19 protein-coding genes are annotated in these 21,136 nt (G+C 74.6%); 11 read left to right on the top strand and 8 right to left on the bottom strand.

What is annotated here, in order from left to right; genetic code table 11:
- The first annotated feature begins 76 nt into the window (after window positions 1-76).
- A complete protein-coding gene (locus AB0Q96_RS24910; RefSeq protein WP_365329042.1) occupies window positions 77-628 on the top strand; it encodes a helix-turn-helix domain-containing protein in 552 nt (183 codons plus the stop codon).
- Complete coding sequence (locus AB0Q96_RS24905) at window positions 625-1,347, top strand: helical backbone metal receptor (RefSeq protein ID WP_365329040.1); 723 nt, start codon at window positions 625-627, stop codon at window positions 1,345-1,347. Before AB0Q96_RS24910 ends, AB0Q96_RS24905 begins: the two co-directional genes overlap by 4 nt.
- Here AB0Q96_RS24905 and AB0Q96_RS24900 read toward each other — a convergent pair.
- Window positions 1,286-2,431, bottom strand: a complete 1,146-nt coding sequence (locus tag AB0Q96_RS24900; RefSeq protein WP_365329038.1) for a TDT family transporter — start codon at window positions 2,429-2,431, stop codon at window positions 1,286-1,288. The genes AB0Q96_RS24905 and AB0Q96_RS24900 overlap by 62 nt on opposite strands.
- Window positions 2,432-2,502: 71 nt before the next feature.
- On the opposite strand from AB0Q96_RS24900, the gene AB0Q96_RS24895 reads away from it, so the two are divergent.
- The gene (locus AB0Q96_RS24895; RefSeq protein ID WP_365329037.1) at window positions 2,503-3,441 is read left to right on the top strand and encodes a LysR family transcriptional regulator; all 939 of its coding nucleotides are present in this window, start codon (window positions 2,503-2,505) and stop codon (window positions 3,439-3,441) included.
- 694 nt (window positions 3,442-4,135) lie between these two features.
- Here the strand turns inward: AB0Q96_RS24895 and AB0Q96_RS24890 are convergent.
- Window positions 4,136-5,767 carry an amidohydrolase gene (locus AB0Q96_RS24890; RefSeq protein WP_365329035.1) on the bottom strand — a complete coding sequence of 544 codons (1,632 nt, stop codon included), beginning with the start codon at window positions 5,765-5,767 and terminating at the stop codon, window positions 4,136-4,138.
- Between the two features lie 66 nt (window positions 5,768-5,833).
- Complete coding sequence (locus AB0Q96_RS24885; RefSeq protein ID WP_365329032.1) at window positions 5,834-6,469, bottom strand: TetR family transcriptional regulator; 636 nt, start codon at window positions 6,467-6,469, stop codon at window positions 5,834-5,836.
- A 71-nt stretch (window positions 6,470-6,540) separates the two neighbouring features.
- On the opposite strand from AB0Q96_RS24885, the gene AB0Q96_RS24880 reads away from it, so the two are divergent.
- Complete coding sequence (locus AB0Q96_RS24880) at window positions 6,541-7,989, top strand: cytosine permease (protein WP_365329030.1); 1,449 nt, start codon at window positions 6,541-6,543, stop codon at window positions 7,987-7,989.
- Here the strand turns inward: AB0Q96_RS24880 and AB0Q96_RS24875 are convergent.
- From AB0Q96_RS24875 to AB0Q96_RS24865, 3 genes are all read right to left on the bottom strand, one after another.
- Window positions 7,967-8,665 (bottom strand): gamma-glutamyl-gamma-aminobutyrate hydrolase family protein, encoded by a 699-nt coding sequence (locus AB0Q96_RS24875; protein ID WP_365329028.1) that lies wholly within the window; start codon window positions 8,663-8,665, stop codon window positions 7,967-7,969. The two genes, AB0Q96_RS24880 and AB0Q96_RS24875, sit on opposite strands and share 23 nt — an antisense overlap.
- 75 nt (window positions 8,666-8,740) lie before the next feature.
- Complete coding sequence (gene eat, locus AB0Q96_RS24870) at window positions 8,741-10,228, bottom strand: ethanolamine permease (RefSeq protein ID WP_365329026.1); 1,488 nt, start codon at window positions 10,226-10,228, stop codon at window positions 8,741-8,743.
- A gap of 125 nt (window positions 10,229-10,353) precedes the next feature.
- Window positions 10,354-11,082, bottom strand: coding sequence for an FCD domain-containing protein (locus AB0Q96_RS24865; protein ID WP_365329024.1), 729 nt, complete (start codon window positions 11,080-11,082; stop codon window positions 10,354-10,356).
- Window positions 11,083-11,160: 78 nt separating this feature from the next.
- Here AB0Q96_RS24865 and AB0Q96_RS24860 point away from each other — a divergent pair, with 78 nt between their 5' ends.
- The 4 genes from AB0Q96_RS24860 to AB0Q96_RS24845 all read left to right on the top strand — a co-directional run bounded on the left by AB0Q96_RS24860 (window position 11,161) and on the right by AB0Q96_RS24845 (window position 16,064).
- The gene (locus AB0Q96_RS24860) at window positions 11,161-12,531 is read left to right on the top strand and encodes a glutamine synthetase family protein (RefSeq protein WP_365329022.1); all 1,371 of its coding nucleotides are present in this window, start codon (window positions 11,161-11,163) and stop codon (window positions 12,529-12,531) included.
- Window positions 12,532-12,539: 8 nt separating this feature from the next.
- Window positions 12,540-13,931 (top strand): aldehyde dehydrogenase family protein, encoded by a 1,392-nt coding sequence (locus AB0Q96_RS24855; protein ID WP_365329020.1) that lies wholly within the window; start codon window positions 12,540-12,542, stop codon window positions 13,929-13,931.
- Window positions 13,928-14,713, top strand: coding sequence for a 3-oxoacyl-ACP reductase (locus AB0Q96_RS24850; RefSeq protein ID WP_365329018.1), 786 nt, complete (start codon window positions 13,928-13,930; stop codon window positions 14,711-14,713). The genes AB0Q96_RS24855 and AB0Q96_RS24850 overlap by 4 nt, the downstream gene beginning before the upstream one ends.
- 82 nt (window positions 14,714-14,795) lie before the next feature.
- Window positions 14,796-16,064 carry a haloacid dehalogenase-like hydrolase gene (locus AB0Q96_RS24845; RefSeq protein WP_365329016.1) on the top strand — a complete coding sequence of 423 codons (1,269 nt, stop codon included), beginning with the start codon at window positions 14,796-14,798 and terminating at the stop codon, window positions 16,062-16,064.
- A gap of 13 nt (window positions 16,065-16,077) precedes the next feature.
- Here the strand turns inward: AB0Q96_RS24845 and AB0Q96_RS24840 are convergent, their stop codons facing one another.
- A complete protein-coding gene (locus tag AB0Q96_RS24840) occupies window positions 16,078-17,280 on the bottom strand; it encodes an amino acid deaminase/aldolase (RefSeq protein ID WP_365329014.1) in 1,203 nt (400 codons plus the stop codon).
- A 122-nt stretch (window positions 17,281-17,402) separates the two neighbouring features.
- Between AB0Q96_RS24840 and AB0Q96_RS24835 the strand changes: the two genes are divergently transcribed.
- Genes AB0Q96_RS24835 through AB0Q96_RS24825 form a run of 3 tightly spaced genes read left to right on the top strand, consistent with a single transcriptional unit; the run spans window position 17,403 to window position 20,728 of the window.
- A complete protein-coding gene (locus tag AB0Q96_RS24835; protein ID WP_365329012.1) occupies window positions 17,403-18,803 on the top strand; it encodes a hypothetical protein in 1,401 nt (466 codons plus the stop codon).
- Window positions 18,803-19,969, top strand: a complete 1,167-nt coding sequence (gene mycP / locus AB0Q96_RS24830; RefSeq protein WP_365329380.1) for a type VII secretion-associated serine protease mycosin — start codon at window positions 18,803-18,805, stop codon at window positions 19,967-19,969. The genes AB0Q96_RS24835 and mycP overlap by 1 nt, the downstream gene beginning before the upstream one ends.
- Window positions 19,970-19,993: 24 nt before the next feature.
- Complete coding sequence (locus AB0Q96_RS24825; RefSeq protein WP_365329010.1) at window positions 19,994-20,728, top strand: SseB family protein; 735 nt, start codon at window positions 19,994-19,996, stop codon at window positions 20,726-20,728.
- Between the two features lie 36 nt (window positions 20,729-20,764).
- Here AB0Q96_RS24825 and AB0Q96_RS24820 read toward each other — a convergent pair whose 3' ends face one another.
- Window positions 20,765-21,133, bottom strand: coding sequence for a DUF1844 domain-containing protein (locus tag AB0Q96_RS24820; protein WP_365329008.1), 369 nt, complete (start codon window positions 21,131-21,133; stop codon window positions 20,765-20,767).
- Window positions 21,134-21,136 lie beyond the last annotated feature (3 nt).

The raw sequence follows: 21,136 nt of genomic DNA, 5'->3' as shown, positions 1-21,136 counted from the left end.
CCCGGCCCAAAGCTGCGTAAGGTTCAGTTAACCGACCAGTACGCGTAAGGCACGAGACACGAGGGAGGGGGCCGACATGGACGACAAGGAGTCGCTGCGCGTGGGCGCGGCCGTCAAAAGGCGCCGCAGGGCGCTCCAGCTCACGCTGGCCGTCGTCGCGCAGCGCAGCGGCCTGTCCGTACCCTTCCTCAGCCAGGTCGAGAACGAGCGGGCCCGCCCCAGCGACCGCTCGCTCCAGCTGGTCGCCGTGGCCCTGGAGACCACCGCGGCCGAGCTCCTCGCCGCCGCCGAGGCCGCCCGCACCGTGGACGTCGTCCGCGCCGACGAGGAGCTGTGGGAGATGCCGCCCGGCGTCCGGCCGCTGGTCCGCGGCCGACACCAGCTGCAGGCCCTGGAGTTCACCGGCGAACAGGACGCCGGCCGTGAATTCCTGCACCGCAACGACGAGTTGCTGTACGTCGCGGACGGCGCCGCCGAGATCGAGGCCGAGGGCCGCGCGTACCGCCTGGGACGCGGCGACACCCTCTACCTCTCCGGCGGGGTGCGGCACCGCTGGCGGGCCACCCTCCCCGGCACCCGGCTGGTCTTCGTCTCCGTCGCCGACCACATCGAGGCCGCGGAGGCATGAGCGGGCCGCGGGTGGTGTCGCTGGTGCCCTCGCTCACCGAGGCCGTCGCCGTCTCCGCCCCGCCCGGCACCCTCGTCGGCGTCACCGACTGGTGCACCCACCCCGCGGACCTCGGCGACGCCGTGCGGATCGGCGGCACCAAGAACCCGGACCCGGCCGCCGTCGCCGCCCTCCGCCCCGACCTCGTGATCGCCAACGAGGAGGAGAACCGGGCCCATGACCTCGACGCCCTGCGCGCCGCCGGGCTCGACGTCCTCGTCACCGAGATCCGCACCCTCGACCAGGCCCTCGCCGAGCTCGACCGGGTCCTGGCCGCCTGCGGGGTACGCGCCCGGCCCGGCTGGCTGGACGCGGCCGAGGCCGCCTGGGCCGCCGTGACCCCGGACGGGCCGCCCCGCACCGCCGTCGTACCGATCTGGCGCCGCCCCTGGATGGTGCTCGGCCGCGACACCTTCGCCGGCGACCTCCTCGCCCGGCTCGGCGTCCGCAACCTCTGCGCCGGGCATCCCGAGCGCTACCCGCGCGTCCCGGTCGAGGAGCTCAACGCCCTGGGGCCCGAGCTGGTCGTGCTGCCGGACGAGCCGTACCGCTTCACCCGCGAGGACGGCCCCGAGGCGTTCCCCGGGGCCGTCGCCGCGCTCGTCGACGGACGTCATCTCACCTGGTACGGGCCGTCACTGGCCGAGGCGCCCCGGGTGCTGCGAGCAGCGCTCCGCTGAACAGCCCGCGCAGGGTGTGGGTCGCGGCCACCAGCCAGGCGGCGACCAGCAGCGCGTACAGCCCGACCGCCAGCCAGCGGAACAGGGCGAGCCCGGTGTGCTGGGCCAGGCCCTCGGCGCCGGTCACGCAGGTGCCGACGGGGAAGGTGAAGGCCCAGAAGGTCATCGCGAACCCCATGCCCTGACGGCGTGCCCGGGCCACGAGGGCGCTCGCGAACACCAGCCACAGCAGCGCGAAGCCCATCACGGGGACGCCGTACAGGACCGCGAAGGCGGTGAAGCCGTGCGCGTACGAGGCGGGCAGCACGCCCTGGGCGGCGTCGGCGAACTTGTTCGCGGCGGTCGTCGACTGGCCCAGGGGGCCGAGGACCAGGAACAGCGTGGGGGTCAGCGCCAGGGGCAGCGGGCCGCCGGTGACGAGCCGCCCGAAGACCAGCGGCAGCATCACCAGGGTCGCCAGCAGACTGACGCCGAACATCGCGTAGCAGAGGAGCAGCAGGGTCTCCTGGGCCTGCCCGGCCGCCACGTGGGGCACCAGCAGCGGGCCGACGGCGGCCGAGACCATGGGGGCGACGACGGGCAGCAGCCAGGCGGGCGACGCGGTCTCGATGCGGTGGCGGGCCACCATCAGGTACGGGATCCCCGCCGCGGCCGCCAGGCCGATCAGCGTGCCGACGACGAACAGCACGCTGTCGAGGGCGACGGCCGCCGGCAGCCCCATCCAGTCCTTGCCGACGATCAGCGCACCGCCGCCGACCGCGAGCAGCGCCATCGACAGACAGCCGTAGAACGGGGCCACCGCCGGGTCCAGGAGGTGGGTGCGGGCCTGGTCGCGGTGGTGGATCCAGTGCAGCGACCGGGCGCCGAGGAGCGTCACCAGCATCACGAGGGACAGCGCCCACACGGCGGTGCAGACGGTACGCAGTCCTGGGACGTCCACCGGGAGGGTCGCTCCCGCGGTGCCGAGGATGGAGGTGCCCATGACCGCGGCGTACCAGTTGGGGCCGAGGTGACGGACCGAGGTCCACCGGGTGCCGGGGGTGGCGGCGGTGGGGACCGACCGGGAAGGAGCGATTGTTGCCATGTCTCGACTTTCTCCCCCGCGCACGCCCCCCCACCAGGGACATCGTGACTATGAGCCCATAAGCTGGCTTTATGAGCAGCGAGCCGAGCGACATCCCGCACCCCCTGTCCCACCGGGTTCCCGACCTCGGCGCGCTCGAACTGCTCCTCGCGGTGGCCCGGCACGGCAGCCTCGGCCGGGCCGCCCGGGACGTCGGCATCACCCAGCCCGCCGCCAGCAGCCGCATCCGCTCGATGGAACGCCAGCTGGGCGTCGCCCTCGTCGACCGTTCCCCGCGCGGGTCGCGGCTCACCGACGCGGGGGCGCTCGTGACGGACTGGGCGCGGCGGATCGTCGAGGCGGCGGAGGCGTTCGACGCGGGGGTGCAGGCGCTGCGGGGGCGCCGGGACTCGCGGCTGCGGGTCGCCGCGTCCATGACCATCGCCGAGTACCTGCTGCCCGGCTGGCTCATCGCCCTGCGCGCGGACCGGCCCGACACCGCCGTGTCCCTCCAGGCCGGCAACTCCGCGGCCGTCGCCGAGCGGCTGCTGTCGGGGGAGGCGGACCTGGGCTTCGTGGAGGGCCTGGCCATACCGGAGGGCCTGGACGGGGCGGTCATCGCGCACGACCGGCTGACCGTCGTCGCCGCGCCCTCCCACCCGTGGGCCCGGCGCCGCAAGCCCCTCGAACCGGCGGAGCTCGCCGTGACCCCGCTCGTCCTGCGCGAACGCGGCTCCGGCACCCGCCAGGTCCTCGACGCGGCCCTCGCCGGCCACGGCGGCCTGGCCCAGCCGCTCCTCGAACTCGCCTCCACGACCGCGGTGAAGGCGGCGGCCGTCTCGGGCGCGGGCCCCGCAGTCCTGAGCGAACTCGCCCTCACCGAGGAACTCGCCTCCCGCCGCCTGGTCGCCATCCCCGTAGCCGGCGTCCTCCTCCGCCGCGACCTCCGAGCCGTCTGGCCCACCGGCCACCGCCCCTCGGGCCCGGCCCGGGACCTGCTGTCGCTCACGCGGGCGCGGCCGGGGGGGTAGGGGGGCGAGGGCGGTTCGGGGGTGCGCCCGACCTCCGGCCGGGCTTGTCGTTCCCACCCGCACCGCCCGTGCGAGTGGGAGGGCAGAGGTGCGGGTCTTCCCCGTGGGGGGCGCGGGCCGTCGGCGGCTGCAGGGTGGCTGGGTGCGCGCGTGTTCGGCCTTCGGCCGGGACGGGGCGTCGCGGCGCGCCCGCGGGCGGGCACGGCAGCGGTTAGGGCGGCGCCATGGGTGGGTGTCGGCGGTCGGTGGGGCCGGCCTGGGCGGGGTGTCGCCCTGGGCCCGCCCTTGAGGGCGGGCCCAGGGGGGTCTGCGCGGCGCCATGGGCGCGGGCTGTCGGTGGCTGTCGGGGCTGGCCTGGGTGGGGTGGTGTGCCGTGCCCGTCCTTGCGGGCGGGATTCGGCGGGGTCCGGATGATGTGACTGTGGCGGGGCGTCGGCGGCTGCCGGGGCGGCCGGGGCGGGGTGTTGCGCCGTGCCCGTCCTTGCGGGCGGGCTTCGGCGGGGTCCGGATGACGTGACTGTGGCGGGCGGTCGGTGGCTGTCGGGGCCGGTCTGGGCGGGGTGGCGTGCCTTGCTCGTCCTTACGGGCGGGCTTCGGCGGGGTCCCGGACGACGTGACCGTGGCGGGCCGTCGGCGGCTGCCGGGCGGCCAGGGCTACCGCGCCCGCCCCCCCCGGGCGCCCGGCGGACTCGACTCAGCCCGTCTGTTCCGAGCGGAACGTCACCCGGCCGTCCACCGTCGTCAGGAGGACCGGCAGGTCCGGGAGGGTTGTGGCCGGGGTGGTCACCGGGTCGTCGGCCAGGACCGTGAGGTCCGCGCGGTGGCCCAGGGCGAGGCGGCCCGCCTCGTGTTCCTCGTGCGACGCGTAGGCCGCGTTCACGGTCATCGCGCGCAGCGCCTCCAGGCCCGTCAGTGCCTGCTCCGGGCCGTGCGGCGGCTGGGTCAGGTCGCGGCTCGGGCGGCGGTGGCGGGCGCCGGCCAGTACGCCGAGCGGCGGGAACGGGGCGATCGGCCAGTCCGAGCCCAGGACCACCGTGGCCCCCGAGTCCCACAGGTCACGGCAGCGCCAGGCGCGCGACGCGCGCTCCTCGCCCAGCCGCCGCGACCAGTTGTCGGTGTGGTCCGCCCGCGTGAAGTCGCAGCAGTGCGTGGGCTGCATCGAGGCCAGTACGCCCAGCTCCGCGAAGCGGTGCAGCGTGTCGTTCGGCACCGTCTCGATGTGCTCCACCCGGTGCCGGACAGCGGGACCGCCCGCGGCCGCCGCCTTCTCCACCGCGTCCAGCGCGTGCCGTACCGCCGCGTCGCCGATCGCGTGCGTCGCCGTCGGCACCCCGGCCCGGTGCAGCTCGCCGATGATGTGCGTGTACGCGGCCGGATCAGGCCAGAACGCGTGCGTGGACTCCCCGTGGCAGTCGGGCCGTTCCAGCCACGCCGTGCCGTTGTCGATGGTGCCGTCCATGAACAGCTTCACGCCGTCCACCCGCCACAGCCCGCCGCCCGTGCCCTGCTGGGCGATCAGCTCCCGTACGCCCTCCGCGTCCGTGCCCGGCTGGCACCACGGCGCCACCCGCAGCCGCAGCGGCAGCTCGCCCGCCGCGTCGAGCTCGGCCAGCAGCGCGAGGCTCTCGCCGTTCGCGTCCATCACGTGCCCGCCGGTCAGTCCGGCCGCCGCCATCGCCCGCAGCGCCGCCGCCAGCCGGTCCCGCCGCTCCTCCCGGGTGGGCTGCGGCGCGACCCGCTCGACCAGCTCGCACGCGGCGTCCTCCTGGAGCAGGCCCGTCGGGCGCCCGTCCGCGTCGCAGACGACCTCGGCCGAGGCCTGGTCGAAGGTGCGCGGGCCGTCCACCCCGGCGATCTCCAGCGCCCGCCGGCTCGCCAGCGCCGAGTGCGCGTCGAAGAGCAGCAGGAAGGCCGGGATCCCGTCGAGCACCGCGTCGAACGGGGCGATGCCCACGGGCGCGTCGCCGAACACGTTCGGGTCGAGGCCCCAGCCGAACAGCCAGTCGCCGCGCCCGAGTTCCCGTACCGCCGCCGCCAGCGCGTCCCGCACGTCGGCCACGTCCGCGCAGTGCGACAGGTCGAGGCCGTCGGTCAGTTCGGCCCCGATGACCGGGTGCAGGTGTCCGTCGACGAGGCCGGCCGTGACCACGGCGCCCTTCAGGTCGACCACCTCGGTCCCGGCGTCCGCGAGCCCGCGGATCTCCCGGTCGTCGCCGAGCGCCGAGATCCGCCCGTCCTGCGACACGGCGAGTGCCGTCTGTGGCAGGAACGTACCGGTACCCGGGTCGAGCAGTCGGGCGGAGGACAGGACAAGGCGGGTGCGCACAGGGGCTCCAAGGGGCAGGAGGGAGCGGAGGGTGTGAGGGGGGAGGGTGAAGGGTGAAGGGGCTGGTCAGGGGGTGTTCGGGGTCAGCGTTCCCGGTTTCAGGTTCAGTTCTCGTTCCGCCGTCGTCACGGCCATGCGCGTCACCGACGCCGGGCGGTCCGTGCGGTCGGAGTTGGCGTGGGAGCCCAGGCCGTCGAGGACCACGAGGATCTGGATGGCCGTCGCCCGGGGGTCGTCCGTGCGGAATTCGCCCCGCTCGATGCCTTCCTTGATGAGGGCTTCCAAGCGGTCGTCGGAGGCGAGTTCCATCTCGGTGACGCGGTCGCGCAGGACGGGGCGGTAGCGGCTGAGGTGGCGGGCGTTGATCCAGAGGCGGCTGATGTCGTCGTAGGCCTCGCCCATGGACAGGGCGAAGTAGCGCGCCAGGTACTCCGTGGGCGTGCCGTCGGGGCGGTCGGCCGGGAGCAGGGATTCGAGTTCGCCGAGGGCCGCGACGGCGAACGCCTCGGCCACCAGGTCCTCCGCCGAGGGGAAGTAGTGGCTGATCAGTCCGGGGCGCACGGCGAGCTCGTCGGCGATGCGCCGCAGGGTCACGCATTCGAGGCCCTCGGTGAGGGCCACCCGGGCCGCGGCCTCCACTATCTCGGCCCGCCGGGCCTCGGGAGATTTGCGAACTCGTTTGCGCGGGACGCTTGACGACATACCGGAGATGCTATTGAGTGTGCGACCAATAAGCAACCAGGTGTGCACGACACGTTCACTCGGAGGGCCGTATGGCTTCCACGTTCCCCGACCCGCGCGCCAGCGCCCCCGCCGCGCGGTCGGCCACGGACCGGCCCGCCCGGATCGAATCCCACGGCATCGACCACATCCCCGACACCGAACGCCACGGGCGTCCCCGCGAGCTGTTCTCCGTCTGGGCCGCGGCGAACGTGAACTACCTCAGCCTGGTCATCGGCGGCGCGCTCGTCCTCATGGGCCTCGGCCTCGGCCAGGCCCTCGCGGTGATCGTCGTGGGCAACGCGTTCTGGCTGCTGACGGGCGTGCTCGCGGTCTCCGGGCCCGCCGCCGGAGCCCCCAGCGAGGTCATCACCCGGGCCATGTACGGCGTGCGGGGCAACCGGGTGAACAACGCCGTCACCGGCTGGATGATCTCGGTCTGCTACTTCGCCCTCAACCTGGCCGCCGCGGCCGGCGCCGCCTTCGCGCTCGTCGAGAAGGCCGGCCTGCACGCCGGCACCGGCGTCAAGATCGGCGTCGTCCTGCTCATCGCCGCCGCCACGCTCACCATCGGCGTCTACGGGCACGCCCTCATCATCCGGCTCTACCTGCCGATCACCATCGCGCTGACCGCCGCGTTCGGCGTCGTCGGCTACGCGGTGCTGCGGCACGCCGACTTCGGCTACGCGCCCGACGCCCCGCTGACCGGCACCGCCCTGTGGGCGACCCTGATCGGCGGCGTCACCCTCATCGCCGCGGGCCCGCTGTCGTACACGACCAGCGCCGACTTCTCCCGCTACCTCCCGGCCACCACCTCCAGACGCGCGGTCGTCGGCTGGACCGCGCTCGGCGGCTTCCTGCCCAGCGTCGTGGTCTGCTCCCTCGGCGCGCTCGCCGCGACCGTCGTCGACATGACCGATCCGCAGGCCGCCCTGGAGACCATGCTCCCGGGCTGGTTCACCCCGCTCTTCCTGCTGTCCCTGGTCCTCGGCACGATCGCCATCAACGCCATGACCGCCTACAGCGCGGGCCTCGCCCTGCAGGCGGTCGGGCTGCGGATCCGGCGTTCCCTCAGCGTGCTCGCCGACGGCGCCGTCGCCGTCGGCCTCACCCTCTACGCGCTGCTCGTCTCCAACTTCCTGGACACCGTCAGCAACGTCCTGGAGCTCACCGTCATCCTGCTCGGCCCCGCCATGACCGTCTACGCCGTCGACATCCTGCTGCGGCGCAACCGCTACGACGGCCGGGCGCTCATGGACGAGACCCGGGACAGCGCCTTCTGGTACGTGGCCGGGGTCAACCCGGCCGGTGCGGTGGCCGTGGCGGGCGGGGCGGCGGTGGCGGCGCTCTGCGTGAACACCGCCTACACCGGCCCGGTCGCCGACGCCCTCGGGGGAGTGGACCTGTCGCTGCCGGCCGGCGTGGCGGTGGCCGCCGTCCTCTACGCCCTGCTCATGCGCGGCCGGATCCCCGCGCCCGTCACCCCGCCGACCGCCGGCTAGCCGCCGCCACCAGCGCCCGCGTCACCCGCAGGTCCTCGCCCATCTCCGGGTGCCACTGCACCCCGAGCGCCCAGGCGGGGCCGGCCAGCTCGACCGCCTCCACCGTGCCGTCCAGGGCGTGCGCGGAGGCGGTCAGGCCCTTGCCGAGGATGTCGACGCACTGGTGGTGGTAGGTCGGCACCTCGGACCGCTCGGGGACGAGGGACGCGTACAGGGTGCCGGGCACCGGCTCGACCGGGTGGCGGCCCATCACGCCGACCGCCTCCGTGTGCCCGTCCAGGTGCTGGACGAGGGTGCCGCCGAGGGCCACGTTGAGGAGCTGCATGCCCCGGCAGATGCCGAGCACGGGGACCCCGGCGGCCAGGGCGGCCTCGATCAGGGCCAGCTCCCAGCCGTCCCGGGCCCGGGCGGGCGGACCGGTGCGGGGGTCGGGCGCGGCCCCGTACCGTACCGGCTCCACGTCGGCGCCGCCCGCGACCACCAGCCCGTCGAGCCGGGCGACCGCCTCCGCCGCCGTCGACGGGTCGTCCGGCGGCAGCATCGCGGCGAGCCCGCCGCTCGCCTGCACGAGCCGCGGGTACGCGGCCGGCAGCAGCGCGGCGGGCAGGTCCCACACCCCCCAGCGGGCCTGGTCCAGATAGGTCGTCACGCCGATGAGCGGCTTGGGCGTGGGCATGGGCTTCTCCTCCGGTACGGATTCCAGGGGGCGGCGGCAGCGGCCCCGGCGACGGCCGGGACCGCTGCCGCCGCCTCAGCGTTCGAGTTCCGCCTCGGCCGCCGCGAGCGCGGCGAACTCCTCCTCCGGCGCCTTCGCCACCAGGTGGTGGCGACTGTAGAACGCGAAGTAGGCGAGGGCGACGACATAGACCCCGAGGGCCATGAGGGCCGCGTCCTTGTCGACCAGGAAGGTCGCCACGAGCGCCGACAGGGCCAGGACGAAGGCCACCGAGGAGGTGACCACCCCGCCCGGGGTGCGGTACGGCCGGGCGAGCCCCGGCTCACGGCGGCGCAGCACGATGTGGGAGAGCGCCATCAGGGCGTACGAGATGGTGGCGCCGAAGACCGCGATGTTCAGCATCCGGGCCCCGTTGCCGGTCCCCGCGGCGAGCGCGAAGCCGAGGGCGCCCGGGATGAGCAGCCCCAGGTAGGGCGACTTGCGGCGGCTGGTGAGGGAGAGGAAGCGGGGCAGGTAGCCGGCCCGGGACAGGGCGAAGAGCTGGCGGGAGCCCGCGTAGATGAGGGAGAAGAAGGAGGCGACCAGGCCCGCGAGTCCCGCGTAGTTGACGAAGCGGCTGAGCGCGGTCGGCGCCCCGTCGCCCTGGAGCGCCACCACCAGCGGGTTGCCCGCCTCCTGGATGGCGGCGGAGCCGCGCGCCCCGGTGGCCGCGAAGAAGGTCACCACCGCGAGCAGCGCCAGGATGCCCATCGACAGGGCGAGCGCCCTCGGCATCGAGCGCACCGGGTCCTTGGCCTCCTCGGCGGCCAGCGGCACGCCCTCGACGCCGAGGAAGAACCACATGCCGAAGGGGAACGCGGCCCAGATCCCGAGCAGCCCGAACGGCAGCCAGGAGGAGGAGCCGACGGCCCCCTTGTCGACCGGGATGTCGTTCAGGCCGTCGACGTGGAAGTCGCTGAGCGCGCCGAGCGCGAAGACCAGTAGCGCCGCCACCGCGACGGCGGTGACGATCAGGCTGAAGCGCAGCGCCTCGCCGACGCCCCACAGGTGGATGCCGATGAAGAGCGCGAAGCAGACGAGGTAGACCGGCCACCCCGACTCCAGGCCGAAGAGCCCGAGGGACTCGACGTAGTCGCCGATGAAGATCGAGATGGCGGCGGGGGCCAGGACGTACTCGATGAGGATGGCCGTGCCGGTGAGGAAGCCGCCCCAGGTGCCGAGCGCCCGCCGGGCGAAGCCGTAGCCGCCGCCCGCCGTGGGCAGGATCGCGGAGAGTTCGGCGAGCGAGAAGACGAGGCACGCGTACATCGCGCCCATCAGGACGGTCGCGATGGCGAGGCCGCCGAAGCCGCCCTTGGACAGGCCGATGTTCCAGCCGGAGAAGTCGCCGGAGACGACGTAGGCGACGCCGAGCCCGGTGAGCAGCAGCCAGCCGGCGCTGCCGCGGCGCAGGGTGCGCCGCTCCAGGTAGTCGTCGGGCGCGGTGCTCTTTCCTGTGGTGCCGGTCGTGCCGGTGGTGCCTGGAGTGGTGCCTGGAGTGCCTGAGGTGTCGTCCAACGTCATGGCAGCGGTCAGCTCCCCGCAAGGGTCCCAATGGATTGGTCCCATACCTTTGCGTCGCCCGGATGGGCAGCGCAAGCCCTCTGCGTTACTTTCGGGTTACGTGAAGGGGGCGGCGGGCCCGGCCGTCAGGTCAGGAACCCCCGCAACAGCGCCGCCGTCCCGCCGCAGTGCTCCCGCATCACCTCGCGCGCCGCGTCCGCGTCCCCGTCGAGCACCGCCTCCACCAGCGCGGTGTGCTGGTGCTGCGAGTGCTCCAGGTTCCGCACGAGCAGCGGGATGCAGTCGAGCAGGTCGTTGACGGTCGCGCGCACCGCCGCGTACTGCGCGGTCAGCGTCGGCGAACCGGACAGCTCGGCGAGCGTGAGGTGCAGCAGCGTGTCCTGCCGCCGGTAGTCGCCGAGCGGGGCGTCATGGGTGGCCGCCAGCGCCGTGCGCAGCCGCCCGGCACCCTCCTCGTCCAGGCCGTGGGCCGCGCAGAGACCGGCCGCGCCGACCTCCAGGACCTCCCGGAAGCGCAGCGTGTCCTCCACGTCGACGGCCGCGATCCGGCGCCGCAGCTCCGCCTCGTCCGCCGTCTGCGGGCGCCGGAGCACGAAGGTGCCGCCGTACCGCCCGCGCCGGCTCTCCACCAGGCCCTGTTCCTGGAGCACCTTCAGGACCTCCCGCAGGGTGACCCGGCTGATCCCCATCCGGTCCGCCAGTTCCCGCTCGGCCGGCAGTCGCTCCCCGCCGGGCACCAGGCCGAGCCGGACGATCTGGAGGATCTGCTCCAGCGCCTCCTCGAAGCCGTTGCCCGCGCGTACCGGCCGCAGCACCGGCGTCAACCGGTCAGCGGATTCATTCGTCTGCGCCACCTCGCCGTTTCCCCTTCCCAAGCAATGGTCCTGAGCAATACCTTATGGCTCCCGGCAGGCCCAAGGAGGAGTAATCCCGTGGCAGACCGCAAACCCCCGCTCGCCGTCGACGAGCTCCGTGCCCTCGTCGCGAGCGGCGAGATCGACACCGTCGTCCTGGCCTTCCCCGACATGCAGGGACGCCTCCAGGGCAAGCGGTTCGCCGCACCGTTCTTCCTGGACGAGGTCCTCGGCCACGGCACCGAGGGCTGCAACTATCTTCTGGCCGTCGACACCGAGATGAACACCGTCGACGGCTACGAGATGTCCTCCTGGGACCGCGGCTACGGCGACTTCGCCATGCACCCCGACCTCTCCACCCTGCGCCGCGTCCCCTGGAACGAGGGGACCGCGATGGTCATGGCCGACCTCGCCTGGAACGACGGCGGCCCGGTCGTCGCCGCCCCGCGGCAGATCCTCCGCCGCCAGCTCGACCGCCTCGCCGCCCACGGCTTCACCGCCCACGTCGGCACCGAGCTCGAGTTCATCGTCTTCAAGGACACCTACGAGCAGGCCTGGGACGCGAACTACCGCGGCCTCACCCCGGTCAACCAGTACAACATCGACTACTCCGTCCTCGGCACCGGCCGCGTCGAACCCCTCCTGCGCCGCATCCGCAACGAGATGGCCGGCGCCGGACTCACCGTCGAGTCCGCCAAGGGCGAGTGCAACCCCGGCCAGCACGAGATCGCCTTCAAGTACGACGAGGCCCTGGTCACCTGCGACCACCACGCCGTCTACAAGACCGGCGCCAAGGAGATCGCCGCCCAGGAGGGCTGCTCGCTCACCTTCATGGCCAAGTACAACGAGCGCGAGGGCAACTCCTGCCACATCCACCTCTCGCTCCAGGCCGTCGACCAGCCGGGCCACAACGTCATGGCCGGCGACGGCCCCGACGGCATGTCCGAGGTCATGCGCCACTTCCTCGCCGGACAGCTCGCCGCCCTGCGCGACTTCTCCCTCCTCTACGCCCCGAACATCAACTCCTACAAGCGGTTCCAGCCCGGCTCCTTCGCCCCCACCGCCGTCGCCTGGGGCCACGACAACCGCACCTGCGCCCTGCGCGTCGTCGGCCACGGCCGCTCCACCCGCTTCGAGAACCGCCTCCCCGGCGGCGACGTCAACCCCTACCTCGCCGTCGCCGGACTCATCGCCGCCGGACTGCACGGCATCGAGCAGGGCCTGGAGCTCCCCGACGCCTGTACCGGCAACGCGTACACCGGCGACTACGCGCACGTCCCCGCCACCCTGCGCGAGGCCGCCGAACTCTGGGAGAACAGCGAGATCGCCAAGGCGGCCTTCGGCCCCGAGGTCGTCGCCCACTACCGCAACATGGCCCGCGTCGAACTCGACGCGTACGACGCCGCCATCACCGACTGGGAACTGCGCCGCTCCTTCGAACGCATGTGAGGAAAGACTTGCTCCAGGTACTGAACCCGGCGACCGAGGAGGTCGTCGCCACCGTCCCCGCCGCCACCCCGGCCGACGTGGACGCCGCCGTCACCCGCGCCACCGCCGCCCAGCGCTCCTGGGCCGCCGCCGCCCCCGCCGAGCGGGCCCGGATCCTGCGCCGCTTCGCCGCCGCCGTCGACGCCCACGTCGAGGAACTCGCCCTCCTGGAGGTCCGCGAGGCCGGCCACACCCTCGGCAACGCCCGCTGGGAGGCCGGCAACGTCCGCGACCTGCTCGACTACGCGGCCGGGGGAGTGGAACGCCTCAACGGGCGCCAGATCCCGGTCCCTGGCGGCCTCGACGTCACGATCCTCGAACCCCTCGGGGTCGTCGGCGTCATCGCGCCCTGGAACTTCCCCATGCCGATCGCCGCCTGGGCCACCGCCCCCGCCCTCGCCGCGGGCAACGCCGTGATCCTCAAGCCCGCCGAGACCACCCCGCTCACCGCGCTGCGGCTCGCCGAACTCGCCCTGGAGGCGGGCGTCCCCGAAGGGCTCTTCCAGGTCCTCCCGGGCGAGGGCCCGGTCGCCGGGAACGCGCTCGTCGAGCACCCCGGCATCGCCAAGATCGTCTTCACCGGCTCCACCCGGACCGGCAAGTCCATCATGGCCAAGTGCGCCGACCGGGTGAAGCGCCTCACCCTCGAACTCGGAGGCAAGAGCCCCAACATCGTCTTCGCCGACGCGGACCTGGAGGCCGCCGCGGCGGCCACCCCGATGTCCTTCCTCGACAACAGCGGCCAGGACTGCTGCGCCCGCACCCGCGTCCTCGTCCAGCGCAGCGTCTACGACCGCTTCCTGGAGCTCCTCACCCCCGCCATCGAGGAGATCGTCGTCGGCGACCCCCTCGACGAGCGCACCCAGATGGGCCCGCTCATCTCCCGCGCCCAGCTCGACCGGGTCCGCGGCTACGTCGAAGGGGCCACCGGGGCCACCGGCTCCGCCGGGCCCGCCGAGGCCATCCGCGGCAAGGCCCCCGAGGGCCCCGGCTTCTGGTTCCCGCCCACCGTCCTCACCGGCCTGCCCGAGGACGCGCCCTGCGCCGTCGAGGAGGTCTTCGGCCCCGTCGCCGTCGTCCTCCCCTTCGAGGACGAGGCCGACGCGATCCGCCTCGCCAACGCCACCGAGTACGGCCTGTCCGGCTCGATCTGGACCCGCGACGTCGGCCGCGCCCTGCGCGCCTCCCGCGCCGTCCGGGCCGGCAACCTCTCCGTCAACTCCCACTCCAGCGTCCGCTACTGGACCCCGTTCGGCGGCTTCCGCCAGTCCGGACTCGGCCGTGAACTGGGACCCGACGCCCTGACCGCCTTCACCGAAACCAAGAACGTCTTCATCAGCACGGAGGGCCCCGCACTGTGAGCACGAACGAGACCATCTGCCGCCGCCTCGTCGGCCGTACCGCCGTCATCACCGGAGCCGGCAGCGGCATCGGCCTCGCCACCGCCCGCCGCCTCGCCGCCGAGGGCGCGAACGTGGTCTGCGGCGACATCGACGAGCGGGCCGGCAAGGCCGCCGCCGAGGAGGTCGGCGGCACCTTCGTCAAGGTCGACGTCACCGACCCGGAGGAGGTCGAGGCGCTGTTCAAGACGGCCTTCGACACCTACGGCTCCGTCGACATCGCCTTCAACAACGCCGGCATCTCGCCCCCCGACGACGACTCCATCCTGGAGACCGGCCTGGAGGCGTGGAAGCGCGTCCAGGACGTCAACCTGACCTCCGTCTTCCTCTGCTGCAAGGCCGCCCTCCCGTACATGCGGCGCCAGGGCAAGGGCTCCATCATCAACACCGCCTCCTTCGTCGCCATCATGGGCGCCGCCACCAGCCAGATCTCGTACACCGCCTCCAAGGGCGGCGTGCTCGCCATGTCCCGCGAACTCGGCGTCCAGTTCGCCCGCGAGGGCATCCGCGTCAACGCGCTGTGCCCGGGCCCCGTCAACACCCCGCTGCTCCAGGAACTGTTCGCCAAGGACCCGGAGCGCGCCGCGCGCCGCCTGGTGCACATCCCGGTCGGCCGCTTCGCCGAGGCCGACGAGATCGCCGCCGCGGTCGCCTTCCTCGCCAGCGACGACTCCTCCTTCGTCAACGCCACCGACTTCCTCGTCGACGGCGGCATCTCCGGCGCGTACGTGACCCCGCTCTAAGCGTTCACCCCGCATCCACCCCCCAGACAGCCGGGCGTCGCGAGGCGCCCGGCTGTCGTGCGTACATCCATGGAGAGTGTTCATGACCAACAAGCTCCGCACCCCCGCCGTCGCCGCCGCCCTCGCCCTCGCCGCGACCGGCCTGCTGCCCGCCGCGGGCACCGCCCAGGCCGCCTCCCACGACGCCCGCCGCACCCGCGACTGCGCCGGCCTCACCGTCTCCGAGGGCTGGTACGGCGACAACAAGGCCCGCCTCGAACGCCTGATGACCGACCACTGCCGCACGAAGGGCGACAAGCCGGTCGCCGTCTTCGACTGGGACAACACCGTCATCAAGAACGACGTCGGCGACGCCACCTTCTACTGGCTCCTGCGCAACGACCGCGTCCGGCCCCCGCGCCACGGCGACTGGTCCACCACCAGCCGCTACCTCACCCCCGAGGCCGCCACCGCCCTCGGCGCGGCCTGCCCCGCCGACGTCCGCACCCTGCCCACCGCCACGGACACCGGCTGCGCCGACGAACTGCTCTCCGTGTACGGCAACGGCACCACCACCGCCGGGAAGAGGGCCTTCGACGGGTACGACCACCGCCGCATCGAGCCGCAGTACGCCTGGCTCGCCCAGCTCCTGCACGGCTGGACCACCCGCCAGGTGAGCTCCTTCGCCGCCGCCGCCCGCGCCGAGAACCTCGCCGCCCCGCAGGGCGCCACCCAGCGGGTCGGCACCGCGAAGGTCACCGGCTGGGTCCGCTACTACACCCAGCAGCGCGACCTGATCCGCGCCCTCAAGGCGTCCGGCTTCGACGTGTGGATCGTCTCCGCCTCGCCCGAGCCCGTCGTCGACGTGTGGGCCCGGGGCGTCGACGTCGCCCCCGACCACGCCGTCGGCATCCGCAACACCACCGAGCACGGGCGCCTCACCAGCCACCTCAAGGGCTGCGGGAGCGTCCGTGACGGCGAGGACCGGATGATCACCTACATCGACGGCAAGCGCTGCTGGATCAACCAGGAGATCTTCGGCGTCCGCGGCCCCGCCGCCGAACGCGTCCAGCCCGCCGCCCGCCGCCAGGTCCTCGCCGCCGGCGACTCCGACACGGACATCTCCTTCCTGCGCGACGCGACCGGCCTCCGGCTCGTCCTCAACCGCAACAAGAACGAACTGATGTGCCGGGCCTACGACAACGGCGACGGCCGCTGGGTCGTCAACCCGATGTTCATCGAGCCGAAGAAGCGGAAGACGAGCGCGTACCCCTGCGCCACCACCGGCTACACCGCCCCCGACGGCACCGCCGAACCGGTCCGCCGCACCGACGGCACCGTCGTACCGGACCAGCAGGACAGCGTGTACTGACCGGCCCGGTCGGTCAGAGGAAGGTCCGGCCCTCGCCCCGGTACGTCGGGACGGCGGCCGTGACCCGGTCCCCCTCCACCAGATGCAGGGTGTCGAACCGCTCGCACAGCTCGCCGGCCTTCGCGTGCCGGAACCAGACCTTGTCGCCGATCCGCAGATCGTCGGCCGGCGAGCCCAGCAGCGGCGTCTGCACCTCGCCCGGACCCTCCTGCGGGTCGTACCGCAGCCCCTCCGGCAGGTACGGGACGGGCAGCCGGTCCGCGCCCGCCACCCCCGACGCCGGATAGCCGCCGCCGAGCACCGTCACCGCGCCCACGCCCGGACGGCGCACCACCGGCAGCGCGAACAGCGCCGCCGGCCGCCCCGAGAACGACGAGTAGTTGTCGAACAGGCGCGGCTGGAACAGTCCCGAACCCGCCGCGATCTCCGTCACCGCGTCCTCGGCCGCCGTGTGCTGCACGCTGCCCGTGCCCCCGCCGTTGACGAACTCGAGCTCCGGCGCCACCGCCCGCACCGCCCGGACCACCGCCGCCCGGCGGGCCGCCAGCTCCTTGCGGGCCGCCGACTGCATCAGCCGCACTGCCCGCGAGCGCAGCGGCCGCCCGGCCACCGCGTCCCCGACGCCCGCCACATGCCCCTCGTACGCCATCAGGCCCACCAGCCGGAACCCCGGCCGGCGCGCCACCGAGCGGGCCAGCTCGGCCAGTTCGGCCGGCTGCCGCAGCGGCGAGCGGCGCGCCCCGACCCGTATCCGGCCGCCCAGCAGGTGCAGCGAGGTGTCCAGCTCCAGGCAGATCCGCACCTCCTCGGTGCCGCCGGCCCGCGCCGCGTCGATGAGGTCGAGCTGCGCCACGTCGTCGACCATCACCGTCACGGCCGCGGCCAGCTTCGCGTCGCCCGCCAGCTCCCCGAACCCCGCCCGGTCCGCCGACGGATAGGCGAGCAGTACGTCCTCGATCCCGGCCCTGGCCAGCCACAGCGACTCGGCCAGCGTGAACGACATGACGCCGGCGAAGCCGTCCCGCGCGAGCACCCGCTCAAGGAGTGCCCGGCACCGCACCGACTTGCTCGCCACCCGGACCGGCTTCCCGCCCGCCCGGCGCACGAGATCGGCGGCGTTGGCGTCGAACGCCTCCAGATCGACGAGGGCGAGGGGCGCGTCGAGCAGGGCGGTGGCCCGGTCGTACCGGGCGCGGTCGGCCGCACGGGGAGTCATGGGCCGAGCTTGCCAGACGGGTTTACGGGTGGGTAGCCCCTGCGTTCCCGCGCCCGGGGGAACAGCCCGTAGAGTGGCCGCCATCGCTGTGAGGAACAAGCAGGGGGACCAGGGGGACGGGGATGAGCACCGAGCCGCAGCGTCCCGCGTCCCGCATCACCGACGCCCTCCTGCCCCCGGACCGGCCCACCCCGCCACCCCCGGTCACGCCCACACCTCCGGCCACCACCGCGCCTCCGGCCACCCCGGCGCCCGCAGCCCCGCGCCTCCCGGCCCCCGCCGCCGCGCCCGCGTCCTCCCCGCGCCCCTCGGCGCCCGCGATGCCGCCTGCCGACGCCCAGCGCCCCCCGGCGCCCGCCGCCACGCCGCGTTCGGCGGCGCCCGCGTCCTCCCCGCGCCCCCCGGTGCCCGCCGCCACGCCGCGTTCGGCTGCGCCCGCGCCGCGCGCGTCGACCCCCGCGGTCCCGCCGGAGCCGGCCCCGCGCCCCCCGGTAGCCACTCCGCGCACCCCGCCCAACACGCCCACCACGCCCCCGGCTCCGCCGCGCCCCCCGGCCGCCCCCGCGCAGCCGCTGCCGGCCGTCGAGACCACCACCCGGCTGCGCCCGATCCGTGACACCGAGCCCGTCCCGGCCCCCGCGCACCGCCCGATCCGTGACGCCGAGCCCGTCCCGGCCCCCGCGCACCGCCCGGTCGTCACGCCCCACCCGTACGGCGTCGACCGCTGGGCCCTGCCCGACGAGGTGCCCGCCGAGACCACCACCCGGCTGCGGCCCGTCCAGGACCGGCGCCCCGGGCGGGTCCTGGCCGCCGCCGGCTGTGCCGTCCTCGGGCTCGGGCTCATCGGGGGTGCCGCCGCGGGCGCGCTGCTCGCCGAGAGCGGGGCCGGCGAGCCCGCCGAACCGCCCGGCTACGCCCGGGCGAAGGGCATCTGGCACGACGCCCCCGTCGACGCCCTGTTCCCGCGCACCCTCTCCGGCCCCAGCGCGGGACCCGGCGGCGCGGCCCGCACCTGGACCCGGATCGTCGTCGCCCCCGACACGCCCTGCACCGCCGCCGTCCTCCCCAAGGGCCTGCTCACCGCCCTGAAGGTGCCCGGCTGCGAACGCGTGCTGCGCGCCACGTACACCGACGCGACCTCCTCCCACGTCACCACCGTCGCCCTCGTCTTCACCCAGGCCGACCCCGCCACCCTGCGCACCCTCGGCTCCCGCGCCGAGGACGACCCGCCGCCCGCCCTCGGCGCCCCCGCGACCGTCGCCGCGGGGTTCGGCGACCGCCAGCGGGCCAGCTGGTGGCGGCACATCCTGACCGACCTCCCCGTGGTCGTCACCTCCGTCTCCGGCTTCGCCGACGGCCGGGCCGTCACCGAGGCCGAGCCCGCCACCCGCGCCATGACGCCCAAGCGCACCACCGCCGTCGCCCAGGCCGGCCTCGGCCACGAGGCGAAGGGCGTCGGCGACGGCGTCGAACGCGCCCTGCGCACCGCCGTGGCCGCCACCCTCAAGGAAGGCGCCCGGTGATCCGCCGCCCCCGCACCGCGGCCGTCGCCCTCCTCGCCGCCGCCTTCGCCGTCCTGCCCGCGACCACGACCCCCGCGTACGCCGACACGATCCGCGCCCGCCAGTGGGGCCTGGACGCCCTGCACACCTCCCGCGCCTGGCAGACCACCCGCGGCGAGGGCGTCACCGTCGCGGTCCTGGACACCGGCGTCGACGCCACCCACCCCGACCTGGAGGGCTCCGTCCTCACCGGCACGGACCTCGTCGGCTTCGGCGCCTCCCGCGGCGACCGCGCCTGGGCCCGCCACGGCACCGCCATGGCCGGCATCATCGCCGGACACGGCCACGGGCCCGGCTCCGAGGACGGCGTCCTCGGCGTCGCGCCCCGGGTCCGGATCCTGCCCGTGCGGGTGATCCTCGAAGGCACCGACAAGTCCCGCGACAAGGCCCGCAAGACCCGCGGCACCGCCCTCGCCGAGGGCATCCGCTGGGCCGCCGACCACGGCGCCGACGTCATCAACCTCTCCCTGGGCGACGACTCCGAGTCCGCCCACCCCGACGCCGGCGAGGACGCCGCCGTCCAGTACGCCCTCGCCAAGGGCGTCTCCGTCGTCGCCTCCGCCGGGAACGGCGGCGAGAAGGGCGACCACATCTCGTACCCCGCCGCCTACCCCGGCGTCATCGCGGTGACCGCCGTCGACCGCTACGGCACCCACGCCGCCTTCTCCACCAGCCGCTGGTACGCCACCGTCAGCGCCCCCGGCGTCGACATCGTCATCGCCGACCCGGACCGGCGCTACTACGAGGGCTGGGGCACCAGCGCCGCCGCAGCGTTCGTCTCCGGCGCCGTCGCCCTCGTCCGCGGCGCCCACCCCGACCTCACCCCCGCCCAGGTCAAGCGGCTCCTCGTCGACACCGCCCGCAGCCGCCCCAAGGGCGGGCGCACCGACCAGAAGGGGTACGGGACGGTCGACCCGGCCGCCGCCATCGAGGCCGGGGACGCGCTCAAGGGCGCCGACCCCAAGGCGGCCGTCGCCGGGTACGGCGCGCAGTACTTCGGCCCGGGACCCCGGCTCGAGCCCGAGGAGGGCCGCCCCATCGGCCTGCTCGCCCCCATCGCCGGAGGCGTCGGCGTCCTGCTGCTCGCCGCCGCCGTCGCCCTGTGGCGGGGCAGCCGCAGCCGCTGACGGCCCGGCGGTTAGGCTCGTGGGGTGGCGCTCAAGAACATCCCGGACCCCGGTTTCTCCGACGACGACGGCACCGCCGACCCACGGCTCGGCGCGGCCCTGGCCGCCTGGGCGGAGGACCGGACCGCGCACGGCCCGGTCCTGACCGCCCTCCAGGACGCCCGGCTGCTCGTCCCCGTCGTCGCCGTCCTCGGCGAGGTCGAGGTGGACCCCGTCACGGGGCTCAAGCAGGAGAAGACGAGCGACATGGCCGTCCCGACGCTGACCGCGGGCGACCGGCGGGCGCTGCCCGCCTTCACCTCGATCGCCTCGCTGGCGCTGTGGGACCCGGCCGCCCGGCCGGTCGCCGTCCCCCTCCACCAGGCGCTCCAGGCCCTCGCCCACGAGAAGGCCGACACCCTCGTCCTCGACCTGGCCGGGCCGGTGCCCTACCAGGTGACCGGGCCCGCCCTGCTCGCCCTCGCCGAGGGCCGCAGCAGCGCCGACCCGCTGGACGACCCGGCGGTACGGGACGCGGTCCGCGCCGCGGTCGCCGCCGAGCCCGCCGTCCTCCGCGCCCACCTGGGCCCCGGCACGGCCGACGGCACCCTGGCCCTGGTCCTCGCCGAGGACGCCGCCCCCGCGGAGGCCGCCCAGCGGGTCGCCCGCCTGCTGGCCGCCGACGAAACGCTGAGGGCCCGCCTGGTGCGGGGCCTCGACCTGGCACTCCTGCCGGCCTCGGCCACGCCTCCCGGCGAGCCCTTCTACGTAAAGAACTGACGTCTCGCGGCTCCGGCCCCGCCGGGGCCGGACGTCCTAGCCGTAAACGGGGCCCGTGTACTTCTCGCCCGGGCCCTGACCCGGCTCGTCCGGGACGAACGAGCCCTCGCGGAAGGCCAGCTGGAGGGACTTCAGGCCGTCCCGCAGCGGGGCCGCGTGGAACGAGGAGATCTCGGTCACGCCGGCGTCCAGCAGGCCCGCGAGGGCGTGGATCAGCTTGCGGGCCTCGTCGAGGTCCTTGTGCTCGTCGCCGTCCTCGGTGAGCCCCAGCTTCACCGCGGCGGCGCTCATCAGGTTGACGGCGACGGTCACGATGACCTCCACCGCGGGCACCTCGGCGATGTCGCGGGTCATGGCGTCGAAGTCGGCGGTCTCGGGAGACTCGGTGTCGGGCGTTTCGCTCATGCC

It is taken from the genome of Streptomyces sp. NPDC093111, from assembly GCF_040683955.1.
Lineage (GTDB): Bacteria > Actinomycetota > Actinomycetes > Streptomycetales > Streptomycetaceae > Streptomyces.
The sequence above is the reverse complement of the archived record's forward strand: the minus strand, read 5'-3'. Positions and strand labels throughout refer to the sequence as shown.

Coding starts and splice junctions, on each gene's coding strand:
- AB0Q96_RS24900 (WP_365329038.1), bottom strand. CDS start 2,431: ATGGCAACAATCGCTCCTTCCCGGTCGGTCCCCACCGCCGCCACCCCC.
- AB0Q96_RS24895 (WP_365329037.1), top strand. CDS start 2,503: ATGAGCAGCGAGCCGAGCGACATCCCGCACCCCCTGTCCCACCGGGTT.
- AB0Q96_RS24885 (WP_365329032.1), bottom strand. CDS start 6,469: ATGTCGTCAAGCGTCCCGCGCAAACGAGTTCGCAAATCTCCCGAGGCC.
- AB0Q96_RS24840 (WP_365329014.1), bottom strand. CDS start 17,280: ATGACTCCCCGTGCGGCCGACCGCGCCCGGTACGACCGGGCCACCGCC.
- AB0Q96_RS24835 (WP_365329012.1), top strand. CDS start 17,403: ATGAGCACCGAGCCGCAGCGTCCCGCGTCCCGCATCACCGACGCCCTC.
- AB0Q96_RS24880 (WP_365329030.1), top strand. CDS start 6,541: ATGGCTTCCACGTTCCCCGACCCGCGCGCCAGCGCCCCCGCCGCGCGG.
- AB0Q96_RS24910 (WP_365329042.1), top strand. CDS start 77: ATGGACGACAAGGAGTCGCTGCGCGTGGGCGCGGCCGTCAAAAGGCGC.
- AB0Q96_RS24875 (WP_365329028.1), bottom strand. CDS start 8,665: ATGCCCACGCCCAAGCCGCTCATCGGCGTGACGACCTATCTGGACCAG.
- AB0Q96_RS24905 (WP_365329040.1), top strand. CDS start 625: ATGAGCGGGCCGCGGGTGGTGTCGCTGGTGCCCTCGCTCACCGAGGCC.
- AB0Q96_RS24845 (WP_365329016.1), top strand. CDS start 14,796: ATGACCAACAAGCTCCGCACCCCCGCCGTCGCCGCCGCCCTCGCCCTC.
- AB0Q96_RS24820 (WP_365329008.1), bottom strand. CDS start 21,133: ATGAGCGAAACGCCCGACACCGAGTCTCCCGAGACCGCCGACTTCGAC.
- eat (WP_365329026.1), bottom strand. CDS start 10,228: ATGACGTTGGACGACACCTCAGGCACTCCAGGCACCACTCCAGGCACC.